We start from the raw sequence: 12782 nt of genomic DNA, 5'->3' as shown, positions 1-12782 counted from the left end.
GGGCGTTGATCATGAATAACCTGCCCATCGGCCCGATGTTTGGTGTATTGACCCTGCTGATTCTTTGGTCCGGCCTGCTCACTGCGGTATACGCCGCACACCAGTACCTCAAGGCTGTGCGTCCGAACGGTCGCGCTACTGACACCTCCATGCCAAAGCTGGCGTTTGAGCTGGGCAGCCTGATCCTGAGCAATACCCTGATCAAAGTACTGATCACCATCATCAGCATGCTGTTGGCGCTGCACTTCTGGTACAACAACGGGCCTACGCTGGCGTGGATCGGCGTCAGCAGTGTGCTATTGATCTTTGCCGAATTCATACCGCGCACCCTGGCGGCACGTTACCCGGAAGCGATATTGATGCTGGGTAACAGCACTCTGCGCTTGCCCATGAAGCTACTCTCTCCCTTGGCCTGGCTGTTCTCCGCCATCGCCTGCACGCTACTGCGACCCTTCGGTATCCGCGACAAACCGAACGCCCGCAAAAAGGACAATGAAGTACCGCTGACGGTCTTGCTCCATGACGGCCAGCAGGATAACCAGCCCAGCCGCTCACATGTACTATCGGGCATTCACGCGCTGGACAGCATTACCGTGAACGACATTCTGGTACCGCGTAGCGAAGTCGACGGCATCAATCTGGATGACCCGATCCAGCGCATCATCGAACAACTGATCATCTCCCGCCATACGCGGCTGCCGGTGTACCACAACGATATCAACCAAGTGGAAGGTGTACTCAATACACGCCAGATCAGCCATTTGCTGCCGCATGCCGACCTGACCAAAGAAGACCTGATCGAGGCTTGCTACGATCCTTATTTCGTCCCGGAAAGCACCCCGCTGCAACTGCAACTGCTGAATTTTCACAAGCAACAGCGCCGCCTGGGCGTGGTCGTCGACGAGTACGGCGAAGTGCTTGGCATTGTCAGCCTGGAAGACATCCTTGAAGAAATCGTCGGTGAGTTTGAAAACGAACAGAGCTTCGACAATCCGCATATCCACCCGCAAACCGACGGTCGCCTGGTGATTGATGGCGCTGCGTCGATTCGCGAATTGAACAAAAGTCTCGGCTGGCACTTGCCTTCCGATGGCCCAAAAACCCTCAATGGCCTGGTCACCGAAGCACTGGAAACCATTCCAGACAGCTCGGTATGCGTGAAAATCGGGCCATACCGTCTGGAAATTCTCGAAACCGAAGACAATCGGGTCACCCGAGTCCTGATGTGGCAGAACAGCAGCACTCGCGCCGCCGTTTAAGCGCTTCCCGATCACGCCGACTGTTCACCGCCGCACCCGAAAAAGCGCCACTCGCTGAACCTTGGCGACATCATAAAAACAAAAATCCAACAGGGACATTCGGATGACCAATAGCACCACTTTCGAGCACGATGCCGCAGCGACCAAACCGGCCAACTCGGCCCGGCGCGTGGCCGTTGCCAGCTTCATTGGCACCGCCATCGAGTTCTACGATTTTTACGTGTACGCCACAGCTGCCGCGCTGGTCATCGGCCCGGTATTCTTCCCGCAGACGTCGGGCACCGCACAAATGATGTCGGCGTTTCTGACCTTCGGCATCGCCTTTCTTGCGCGGCCGCTGGGCTCGGCCTTGTTCGGCCATTTTGGCGACCGTGTCGGCCGCAAATCGACATTGGTGGCCTCGCTCTTGCTGATGGGCATCTGCACCACCCTGATTGGCGTGCTGCCGGGCTATGCCACGATTGGCGCCTGGGCCCCGATTCTGTTGTGCGTATTGCGTTTCGGCCAAGGGCTGGGGCTGGGCGGCGAATGGGGCGGCGCGGCATTGCTCGCTACCGAAAACGCCCCCAAGGGCAAGCGCGCCTGGTTTGGCATGTTCCCGCAACTGGGTCCATCGATTGGGTTCCTGGCGGCTAACGGGTTGTTCCTGACCCTGGCCATGACGCTGAATGACGAACAGTTCCGCTCCTGGGGCTGGCGCGTTCCGTTTTTGCTCAGCGCGTTACTGGTGATGGTCGGCCTGTACGTAAGGCTCAAGCTTGAGGAAACACCGATCTTCGCCAACGCCATCGCCCGACACGAGCGGGTCAAGATGCCCCTGGCGGAACTCCTTAGCCAATACTGGCGCCCTATGCTGCTGGGCGCGGCATCAATGGTGGTGTGCTACGCGCTGTTCTATATCTCGACTGTGTTCTCCCTGAGCTACGGCGTATCGACCCTCGGTTACAGTCGCGAGACGTTCCTTGGCCTGCTGTGCTTTGCCGTACTGTTCATGGCCGCAGCCACACCCCTGGCGGCCTGGGCCAGCGACCGTTTCGGGCGCAAACCGGTGCTGATCATTGGCGGTGTGCTGGCGATCCTGTCTGGCTTCACCATGGAACCCTTGCTGACTTACGGCACTACATGGGCCGTTGCGCTGTTCCTTTGCATCGAACTGTTCCTGATGGGCGTGACCTTCGCCCCAATGGGCGCGATGCTGCCTGAACTGTTTCCGACGCGCGTGCGTTATACCGGCGCATCTGCGGCGTACAACCTGGGCGGTATCGTGGGGGCGTCAGTGGCGCCCTTCTTCGCCCAGAAACTGGTGGCGATGGGCGGCTTGAGCTGGGTTGGCGGGTATGTGTCGGCAGCAGCTTTGCTCAGCTTGATCGCTGTGCTGTGCCTGAAAGAGACGCGGGAAAACGATCTGGACCGAATTGCCTGACGCACAGCGTCAGGCAATTCGCAGTTGCAGTTGCAGTTATAGCTGAACCTTCACCGCTTTGGACGCACGCGTCGCTTTGGCGCGGGCGGCTTCGATGGTCTCGTCGCGAGCCAGGGCCACACCCATGCGCCGCTGACCATTGACTTCCGGTTTGCCGAACAGGCGTAACGCGGTGTCGGGCTCGCTCAAGGCAGCACCCAGGTTGGCGAAACTGGTTTGCGTGGATTTGCCTTCCACCAGAATCACTGCCGAAGCCGAGGGTCCGAACTGACGGATCAAGGGGATCGGCAGGCCGAGGATCGCCCGCGCATGCAGCGCGAACTGCGACAGGTCCTGAGAGATCAGGGTCACCAGGCCGGTGTCATGTGGACGCGGCGAGACTTCGCTGAACCAGACCTGATCACCCTTGATGAACAACTCGACGCCAAACAGACCACGGCCACCCAAGGCCTCGGTCACGGCGCGTGCAACCCGCTCGGACTCAGCCAAAGCAACCGGGCTCATGACCTGCGGCTGCCAGGATTCCTGATAGTCGCCCTTCTCCTGACGATGCCCGACCGGCGCACAGAAGGTAGTGCCGCCAATATGGCGCACAGTCAGCAGGGTGATTTCGTAATCGAAATCGATGAACCCCTCGATGATCACACGCCCCTTACCGGCACGGCCGCCTTCCTGCGCATAATCCCAGGCACCTTGCACGTCGTCAGTGCTTTTGAGCAGGCTTTGGCCTTTACCCGACGAACTCATCACCGGCTTGACCACACACGGGAAACCGAGGTTCTCAACCGCCTGACGGTAGTCTTCAAAGGTGTCGGCGAAATGATACGGCGAAGTCGGCAGATCCAGTTCTTCAGCGGCCAGACGACGAATGCCTTCGCGGTTCATCGTCAACAGAGCTGCCCGGGCAGTGGGGATCACGGTAAAACCTTCGGACTCCAGCTCGACCAGGGTCGCGGTCGCAATGGCTTCGATTTCCGGGACGATATAATGCGGCTTCTCGGCCTCGATCACTGCGCGCAAGGCGGCACCGTCGAGCATGTTGATTACATGACTACGATGCGCGACCTGCATGGCTGGAGCGTTGGCATAACGGTCAACAGCGATCACTTCGACGCCCAGGCGTTGCAGTTCGATCACCACCTCCTTGCCAAGCTCGCCGCAACCGCAGAGCAATACGCGCGTCGCGGTAGGCGACAGTGGCGTTCCGATTTGAGTCATCTCAGGTCCTCGTGGAGCAGATCATCGAGCCAGCCCGCCATTGGTGGGCGACTCATGGGGAGAAGAAAGGCGCGCAATTTACCACGAAGCCGATCACTTGGGCCTCGTCCCGAAAAAGTGAGGCGCCAGAATCAAGGAGTGGTTTTCACACCCACCGTCCACAGCATGCCACTGTCCCGCGCTCGCTCATGACAGCGTCCAAGCACCACGCGGCGCTCAGTATTGTCCATGCGACTCCAGCGGGTAATTTCCTCAACGGTGCGCTGGCAGCCCAGACAGATGTCCGCCTCGTCCAGCGCGCAAATATTCACACACGGCGAAGCAACCGGTCGCTCGACACTCATCAGTCTTCCTGCGGGGCCAGATCACGCGCATAGCGCTGGGCGTTGTGCACGTAATGCGCAGCACTGGCTTCAAGCATTTTTTTCTGCGCGTCCGTCAGTTCGCGCACCACTTTGCCGGGCGAGCCCATGACCAGTGAGCCGTCGGGGATTTCCTTGCCCTCGCCAATCAGCGAGTTGGCGCCGATGATGCAATAGTTGCCGATCTTGGCACCGTTAAGGATGACCGAATTGATGCCGATCAAGCTGCAATCGCCCACGGTGCAGCCATGCAGCATGACGTTATGGCCGATGGTGACATTTTTGCCGATGATCAGCGGCGACCCCATGTCGGTGTGCATCACCGTGCCATCTTGTACGTTGCTGTTCTCACCGATATGGATCAGCTCGTTGTCGCCACGCAATACGGCGCCAAACCAAACGCTGGCACCGGCTTCGAGCTTGACCTTGCCAATCAGGGTGGCAGTAGGCGCAACCCAGCTTTGCGGATGAGTGTCGACATGGGAATCTCCCAAGCGATATTTCATAGTGGTTTCCTCATGGCCCGCAGGCCGTGGGTAAGTATCAAATATTGATAAAACGCTCAGGCGGCGTGTGCAGGCTGATGTCGGCGTCGTACAGCACATTGACCAGTTCGACGATCATGATCGCTGTCAGACCCCATATTTTGAATTCACCGAAACGATAGCTGGGCACATACCAACTACGACCCTGGTAATCGATACGGTGAGTATGCTCACGCGGGTCCTCGCGAAAGAACGCCAGAGGCACGCTGAAGACAGCCGCAATCTCGGCATCGTTGGCCTGGTATTCGACGAAGTCAGGGATGATGCCTACGTAAGGCGTGACCCTGATTCCGTGCAAAGAGATCAACGGACTGAGCGGGCCGATCACCTCGACCAGACCAGGCGGCAGACCGATTTCTTCCTCGGCCTCACGCAAGGCCGTAAAAATCAGGTCCGGGTCTTCGGGATCACGCCGCCCACCAGGGAAGGCGACTTCGCCGCCATGGGTCGAAAGCCCGCTGGCGCGCAGGGTCAGGATCAACTCCGGCTCATCACTCCGAGTGATGGGCACTAGGACAGCGGCCTCGGGGAAACGTCGATCCGTTTCCAGAGTACGCGGCGTATGACTGCTTACACGGCGAAGTAGCTCGTCCAGCATGGGAAATCTCGATCTGTTGCCTAACTGGCATAATGCACCAAAGCGGCGATACGCCCAACCCCTTGTAGGACAACCCGGCAACTGATTGGACCTGCTTGTGTAAGCTCAGCTTGCCGACCCCGGTGCGGCACGCCAAGATAGCGACTGATTTCAGGAATCGACGTTCAGCATGAAATTCTGCAGCCAGTGCGGCAACCCGGTCATTCAGCGCATCCCCGAAGGCGATAGCCGCTTACGTTACGTCTGCGAGCATTGCCAGACCGTCCATTATCAGAACCCTAATATCGTCGCCGGGAGCCTGCCAATCTGGGGCTCGCAGGTGCTTCTATGCCGTCGCGCCATCGAGCCGCGCATGGGGTACTGGACCTTACCAGCCGGTTTCATGGAAAACGGGGAAACGGTCGAACAGGCCGCCCGCCGCGAAACGGCGGAAGAAGCCTGCGCCACGCTGCGCAACCTGAGCCTGTACATGCTGGTCGATGTACCGCACATCAGTCAGGTACACGTGTTTTATCGCGCCGAGCTGGTAGATCTGGAGTTTGCCGCCGGGGTAGAGAGCCTGGAGGTGCGGCTTTTCGACGAGGCTGACATTCCATGGTCCGAGCTGGCTTTCATGACGGTAAAACGTACCTTAGAATGCTTCTTTGCCGACCGGATCCAGCAGGTCTACCCAGTGCGAACTGAGTCTCTGGCACCGTTGCAGCAGATAAAAAAGACCTAATTACTCCGCGGGCAGCGCGTGTAGCGCTGCCCATACATTGCTCAGGGATACCGTTTCGATGCGTTGGTTGCTTGCCCTTTTATGTAGTTGCGTCGTTCCGCTGTCTCAAGCTGCATTCACCGAAACCAGACTGCCCAAGGGCAGTGAACAGAGGTTCATTGGTGGAGCAGTCATCAACACGCACAGCATCGCTGCTCAAAACATCGATAAAATACTGATTCTGAAATCGGCACATCAACTGCAGTTGATCAGCGACGGCGCGGCGCTCAAGACCTACCGCATTTCGCTGGGTAAAGTGCCCAAGGGGCAAAAGCTTCGAGAAGGCGACAAGCGCACCCCGGAAGGTCTTTACTGGCTGGACTGGCGCAAGGTCAGCGACAGTTACAACCTGTCGATGCATATCTCCTACCCGAACATCAGCGACTCGGCGCGCGCCCGACGCGATGGCGTCAGCCCGGGCAGCATGATCATGATCCACGGCACGCCGGTCAACGATGATTACCCGGAGTGGTATTTCCAGACCCTGGACTGGACCGACGGCTGCATCGCCATGAAAAATACCGACATGCGCGAGCTCTGGGATCTGGTCAAAGACGGCACCATGGTCGAGATCCGTCCCTGACTATTCTGATTGACGCGGCGTCCTCCCTGATACCTCCCGGCTCAGTACTCCGCCATTCTGTAGGCACTGCAGGACCGCTTTGTACTCCATCGCAGCCCGGTCAGCGCCTACTGTCTGCCGGCCAGAGGCAACATGAATCTGGTCCGGCTGATTCAGAAATCCGCCAGCTTCCACACTTCGTAAGCTGGCGTTTCATAGGGATGGCTCTGCTTTAGAGCCATCACTGCCTGAGCGATCAACTCGTCAGCCACTACCAACTCGACCTTCCATTCCTCCACCTGCTCGATCTCGCCTGCCTGCCCAATAAACGGCTGACTGCCGTCCAGCGGGCGAAACTGGCCTTGACCCAGCACCTGCCATGAGCAGTTGTCGTAAGCCCCGATTCGCCCGGCACCTGCGGCGAATACGGCACTCTTGACCACCTCTACATGGCTCGGTGGAACGAAGAAGCTGAGCTTGTACATGGCTCGACCGTTGTCTGTCAGTTCACCCATACCCGCGCATTACGGAACATGCGCATCCAGGCGCCGTCTTCATCCCACTCTTCCGGACACCAGGAGTTCTGTACGGCACGGAACACACGCTCAGGGTGCGGCATCATGATGGTGACGCGACCGTCACGGCTGGTGAGACCCGTAATCCCGCGCGGCGAACCGTTCGGGTTGGCAGGGTAGGTTTCGGTGACCTTGCCATGGTTGTCGACAAACCGCATGGCTACACATCCGGACACATCAGCTTCGAGCAACGCGTTTTCGTTGCGGAACTCAGCCAGACCCTCACCGTGAGCAATGGCGATCGGCATGCGCGAACCGGCCATACCCTGTAGGAAGATCGACGCTGATTCCTGAACCTGAACCATCGCTACCCGTGCTTCGAACTGCTCAGAGCGGTTGCGCACGAAGTGAGGCCAGAACTCGCTGCCTGGAACCAGTTCGCGAAGGTTGGACAACATCTGGCAACCGTTACACACGCCAAGCGTGAAGCTGTCCTGACGCTCGAAGAAGTTCTGGAAAGCATCCCGCGCGCGGCTGTTGAACAGGGCCGACTTGGCCCAGCCTTCGCCCGCGCCGAGCACGTCGCCGTAGGAGAAACCACCGCAGGCCACCAGACCTTTGAACTCATTCAGATCAACGCTACCGGCAAGAATATCGCTCATGTGTACGTCGATGGCGTTGAAGCCGGCGCGATCGAACGCCGCCGCCATCTCGACCTGACCGTTGACGCCCTGCTCACGCAGAACCGCCACTTGCGGACGAATGCCTTTCTTGATGTACGGCGCGCTGATGTTTTCGTTCACATCGAAGCCCAGCTTGATACTCAGGCCAGGGTTGTCTTCTTCAAGCAGTACGTCGAACTCTTGCTCGGCGCATTCGACGTTGTCACGCAGACGCTGGATTTGATAACTGGTCTCGGCCCACTGACGTTGTAGCGAACGACGTTGACCGGCAAACACCGGATCACCGTTGAAGCTGACCGCCACTTCATCGTTGTTCACCGGCTGACCGATGACCGCGACGCAATCCTGAAGCCCGGCCGCGCTGAACTGTGCAAGCACCACCGGCGTATCATCCTGGTGAACCTGAATCACTGCGCCCAGCTCTTCGTTGAACAGTATGGCTGCCAGTTCGGCGGAGGTTTCTGCCAGGCTGTCCAGGTACAGGTTCAAACCGCAGTGGCCGGCGAAGGCCATTTCCAGAGTGGTAACCAACAGACCACCGTCGGAACGGTCGTGATAAGCCAGCAAGTGGCCGTCAGCATTCAGACCCTGGATCACAGCGAAGAACGCCTTGAGGTCTTCAGCATCATCCACGTCGGGTGCGACACGACCCAACTTGCCGTGAACCTGGGCGAGAATCGAGGCGCCCATGCGGTTCTGACCACGACCCAGATCAATCAGGATCAGATCGGTTTCGCCCTTGTCCATGCGCAGCTCTGGCGTCAGGGTCTGGCGGATGTCGACCACCGGGGCAAAGCCGGTCACGATCAACGACAGCGGCGACGTCACGCTCTTCTCGGTGCCGTCATCGCGCCACTGGGTTTTCATGGACATTGAGTCCTTGCCCACCGGGATGGTGATGCCCAGTTCAGGGCACAACTCCATGCCAACCGCTTTCACTGTGTCATACAAACGGGCGTCTTCACCGGGGTGACCGGCAGCGGACATCCAGTTGGCCGACAGTTTGATGTCGGAAATTTTCGCAATGCGCGAAGCAACGATGTTGGTCAGGGTCTCGCCAATCGCCATACGCCCGGACGCCGGAGCGTCCAGCAGCGCCAGCGGCGTACGCTCGCCCATGGCCATGGCTTCACCGGTGTTCACATCGAAACTGGTAGCAGTCACGGCACAGTCGGCCACGGGCACTTGCCACGGACCTACCATTTGATCGCGAGCAACCAGACCGGTGATGGTCCGGTCGCCGATGGTGATCAGGAAGCTTTTGCTGGCGACGGCCGGGTGATGCAAAACGCGCTGCACACACCCGTCGATATCCAGGGTGCTCGGGTCGAAATCATCGCCCAGTTCGCTTTCGCGAGTCGCCGAACGGTGCATGCGCGGCGCCTTGCCCAGCAGCACTTCCAGCGGCATGTCCACCGGGCTGTTGCCGAAGTGGCTGTCGGTCACCGTCAGTTGCGGCTCGGCAGTGGCTTCACCGACGACGGCAAACGGGCAACGCTCACGTTCGCAAATGGCTTTGAAGCGCTCGAAATCCGCAGCGCCAACCGCCATCACATAACGTTCTTGTGATTCGTTGCTCCAGATTTCCAGCGGGGCCATGCCCGGCTCGTCATTTGGAATGTTGCGCAGCTCGAAACGACCGCCTCGTCCGCCATCGTTGACCAGTTCAGGGAAGGCATTGGACAGACCGCCCGCGCCGACGTCATGGATAAAGCTGATCGGGTTTTGATCGCCCAACTGCCAGCAACGGTCGATCACTTCCTGACAGCGACGCTCCATTTCAGGGTTTTCACGCTGAACCGAAGCAAAATCCAGATCCGCCGAGCTGGTGCCGGTCGCCATCGATGACGCTGCACCGCCACCCAGACCAATCAACATGGCCGGACCACCGAGCACGATCAGCTTGGAGCCGACAGTGATCTCGGCTTTCTGTACGTGTTCATCACGGATGTTGCCCATACCGCCAGCCAGCATGATCGGCTTGTGGTAACCACGGACTTCATCGCCGTGCGGGGTGCTGATCGATTGTTCGAAGGTGCGGAAGTAACCGGTCAGGGCCGGACGCCCAAATTCGTTGTTGAACGCCGCGCCGCCCAGCGGGCCTTCAAGCATGATGTCCAGCGCCGTCACGATGCGCTCGGGTTTGCCGTAAGGCACTTCCCACGGCTGTTCAAAACCGGGAATCAGCAGGTTCGACACGGTAAAACCGGTCAGGCCGGCTTTTGGCTTGGCGCCGCGACCGGTCGCACCCTCGTCACGAATCTCGCCGCCGGAGCCGGTAGAGGCACCCGGGAACGGAGCAATCGCGGTTGGGTGGTTGTGGGTCTCGACCTTCATCAAGATGTGCACCGGCTCCTGCACCGCGCCGTACTGACGGGTTTCAGGGTTCGGGAAGAAACGACCCGCCACAGGGCCTTCGATGACCGCAGCGTTGTCCTTATAGGCAGAGAGGACACCTTCGCCATGCATCTGGAAAGTGTTCTTGATCATGCCGAACAGGCTTTTTTCCTGGTTCTGGCCGTCGATATCCCAGCTGGCATTGAAGATTTTGTGGCGGCAATGCTCAGAGTTGGCCTGGGCGAACATCATCAATTCGATGTCATGGGGATTGCGCCCCAATGTCTCGAAGCTGGTCACCAAATAATCGATTTCATCATCGGCCAGGGCCAGGCCCAGCTCGATGTTGGCTTTTTCCAGCGCCACGCGACCGCCACCCAGAACATCGATGGCCGTCAGCGGCTTGGGTTCGGCATGGCGGAACAGACCGGCGGCCTGTTCCAGCGTGCCCAACACCAGCTGCGTCATGCGGTCATGCAGAGCGCCAGCAATCAGCTCGGCCTCGACGTCGCTGAACTGGCCTTCTACATAGAAAGCGATACCGCGCTCAAGGCGCTGAATTTTTGCCAGACCGCAGTTGCGGGCAATATCGCTGGCCTTGCTCGACCAGGGTGAAATAGTGCCAAAACGCGGCAACACCAGAAACAGCCGGCCGCTCGGCTCTTGAACCGGCACACTCGGGCCGTATTTCAGAAGGCGGGCAAGGACCTGCTGTTCTTCATCGGTCAGAACGCCAGTGACCTCAGCGAAGTGGGCGAATTCAGCGTACAAGCCACTGACAGCTGAAACTTTTTGTTTCAGCTGTTCAAGTAATTTGCTGTGGCGGAAGGCAGAAAGGGCAGGAGCACCGCGCAGGATCAACATCTTCGGGACAGCCTCGGGAAGGGGTGTGCTTTGAGGCCATACATTCTAGCCTAAACCGCCCCTTTCAGCACCCAGAACGGTGGTTTCCAGCATCGCCTGATGTCGGTGACCCGAGAACGACTCCGCTCTATCAGACAAGGCCCTCACTGTCGAGATATGGCGGTCGGGGTCCTTTGCGTATACTGCACCTATGTTTTCCCAATCCGCTTTCCGCCCGCGCTGTGCCAAATGGCTCATCGCAACCGGACTCTTCCTAATGCTCGGCGCCTGTGTTGATAAACCCAACACACTGGAGCGAGTCAAGGAGGACGGCATTCTGCGCGTGGTCACTCGTAACAGCCCGGCCACTTATTTCCAGGATCGCAACGGTGAAACCGGTTTCGAATACGAGCTGGTCAAGCGCTTCGCCAAGGATCTTGGGGTCGAACTGAAGATCGAAACCGCCGACAATCTTGATGATTTATTCGATCAGTTGCAGAAGCCCGGAGGCCCAGTGCTGGCTGCTGCGGGCCTGGTCGCTACCGACACACGCAAGCTGCAAGCCCGTTTTTCCCATCCGTACCTGCAAGTCACCCCCCAGATCATCTACCGCAACGGCCAGTCGCGCCCGACCGACGCTGGCGATTTGATCGGAAAGAAGATCATGGTGCTCAAGGGCAGCAGCCATGCCGAACAGCTGGCCGCACTGAAACTGAAAATGCCGACACTGGAGTACGAAGAGTCCGACGCAGTGGAAGTGGTCGATCTGCTGCGCATGGTGGATGAGGGCCAAATTGACCTGACCCTGGTCGACTCCAATGAATTGGCAATGAATCAGGTGTACTTCCCGAACGTGCGCGTTGCCTTCGACCTGGGCGATAGCCGTGATCAGCGCTGGGCCGTCGCGCTGGGCGAAGACAACAGCCTGCTGAACGAGATCAACAACTTCCTCGACAAAGTCGAGAAGAACGGCACGCTACAGCGCTTGAAAGATCGCTATTACGGGCATGTCGACGTCCTTGGATACATGGGGGCCTACACCTTCGCCCAACACCTTCAGCAGCGTTTGCCGCACTATGAAAAACATTTCCGGTCGGCAGGCAAGGAAGAGCAGGTGGATTGGCGATTGCTGGCTGCCATCGGTTATCAGGAATCGTTATGGCAGCCCAGCGTCACGTCAAAAACCGGCGTACGGGGTTTGATGATGCTGACCCAAAACACGGCGCAGGCCATGGGTGTGTCCAACCGGTTGGATGCCAAGCAAAGCATCGACGGCGGCTCAAAGTACTTTGCCTACATGAAGGATCAGTTGGACGACAAGATTCAGGAACCTGACCGTACATGGTTAGCACTTGCGGCCTATAACGTCGGTAGCGGTCATCTGGACGATGCGCGCAAATTGGCCGAGAACGAAGGCCTGAATCCAAATAAATGGCTGGACGTAAAAAAAATGTTACCGCGTCTAGCGCAAAAAAAATGGTTCAGCAAAACCCGTTACGGTTATGCCCGAGGCGGCGAACCCGTGCACTTTGTCGCCAACATCCGTCGCTATTACGACATCCTCACATGGGTCACCCAGCCGCAGCTTGAAGGCAGTCAGGTCGCCGACGGCAACCTGCATGTGCCGGGCGTGGACAAGACCAAACCGACTGAAGAAAACCCGACGCTTTAAGCGTC

11 protein-coding genes are annotated in these 12782 nt (G+C 58.5%); 5 read left to right on the top strand and 6 right to left on the bottom strand.

Annotated features, from left to right (window positions below; all coding sequences use genetic code 11):
* Positions 1-11: 11 nt before the first annotated feature.
* Complete coding sequence (locus tag RHM55_RS21075) at positions 12-1259, top strand: HlyC/CorC family transporter (protein WP_322178155.1); 1248 nt, start codon at positions 12-14, stop codon at positions 1257-1259.
* Between the two features lie 103 nt (positions 1260-1362).
* A complete protein-coding gene (locus RHM55_RS21070) occupies positions 1363-2682 on the top strand; it encodes an MFS transporter (protein ID WP_322178154.1) in 1320 nt (439 codons plus the stop codon).
* Positions 2683-2718: 36 nt separating this feature from the next.
* Here RHM55_RS21070 and purT read toward each other — a convergent pair whose 3' ends face one another.
* The 4 genes from purT to RHM55_RS21050 all read right to left on the bottom strand — a co-directional run bounded on the left by purT (position 2719) and on the right by RHM55_RS21050 (position 5405).
* Positions 2719-3900 carry a formate-dependent phosphoribosylglycinamide formyltransferase gene (purT, locus tag RHM55_RS21065; RefSeq protein WP_322178153.1) on the bottom strand — a complete coding sequence of 394 codons (1182 nt, stop codon included), beginning with the start codon at positions 3898-3900 and terminating at the stop codon, positions 2719-2721.
* A gap of 131 nt (positions 3901-4031) precedes the next feature.
* Entirely contained in the window at positions 4032-4247 is a 216-nt protein-coding gene (locus RHM55_RS21060) for a DUF1289 domain-containing protein (RefSeq protein ID WP_322183053.1), read from the bottom strand.
* Complete coding sequence (locus RHM55_RS21055; protein WP_322178152.1) at positions 4244-4768, bottom strand: gamma carbonic anhydrase family protein; 525 nt, start codon at positions 4766-4768, stop codon at positions 4244-4246. Before RHM55_RS21055 ends, RHM55_RS21060 begins: the two co-directional genes overlap by 4 nt.
* 37 nt (positions 4769-4805) lie before the next feature.
* On the bottom strand, positions 4806-5405 hold the full coding sequence (locus RHM55_RS21050) for a CoA pyrophosphatase (RefSeq protein ID WP_322178151.1): 600 nt from the start codon (positions 5403-5405) through the stop codon (positions 4806-4808).
* Between the two features lie 169 nt (positions 5406-5574).
* Here RHM55_RS21050 and RHM55_RS21045 point away from each other — a divergent pair, with 169 nt between their 5' ends.
* A complete protein-coding gene (locus RHM55_RS21045; RefSeq protein ID WP_322178150.1) occupies positions 5575-6126 on the top strand; it encodes an NUDIX hydrolase in 552 nt (183 codons plus the stop codon).
* 58 nt (positions 6127-6184) lie between these two features.
* Positions 6185-6748, top strand: a complete 564-nt coding sequence (locus tag RHM55_RS21040) for a L,D-transpeptidase family protein (RefSeq protein WP_322178149.1) — start codon at positions 6185-6187, stop codon at positions 6746-6748.
* Between the two features lie 152 nt (positions 6749-6900).
* Here the strand turns inward: RHM55_RS21040 and RHM55_RS21035 are convergent, their stop codons facing one another.
* On the bottom strand, positions 6901-7212 hold the full coding sequence (locus tag RHM55_RS21035; RefSeq protein WP_322183052.1) for a YqfO family protein: 312 nt from the start codon (positions 7210-7212) through the stop codon (positions 6901-6903).
* Positions 7213-7229: 17 nt separating this feature from the next.
* Positions 7230-11126, bottom strand: coding sequence for a phosphoribosylformylglycinamidine synthase (gene purL, locus RHM55_RS21030; protein ID WP_322178148.1), 3897 nt, complete (start codon positions 11124-11126; stop codon positions 7230-7232).
* Positions 11127-11316: 190 nt separating this feature from the next.
* Between purL and mltF the strand changes: the two genes are divergently transcribed.
* Positions 11317-12777, top strand: a complete 1461-nt coding sequence (mltF, locus tag RHM55_RS21025) for a membrane-bound lytic murein transglycosylase MltF (RefSeq protein WP_322178147.1) — start codon at positions 11317-11319, stop codon at positions 12775-12777.
* The last annotated feature ends 5 nt before the right edge of the window (positions 12778-12782 follow it).

The sequence above is a fragment of the Pseudomonas sp. MH9.2 genome, from assembly GCF_034353875.1.
Lineage (GTDB): Bacteria > Pseudomonadota > Gammaproteobacteria > Pseudomonadales > Pseudomonadaceae > Aquipseudomonas.
The sequence above is the reverse complement of the archived record's forward strand: the minus strand, read 5'-3'. Positions and strand labels throughout refer to the sequence as shown.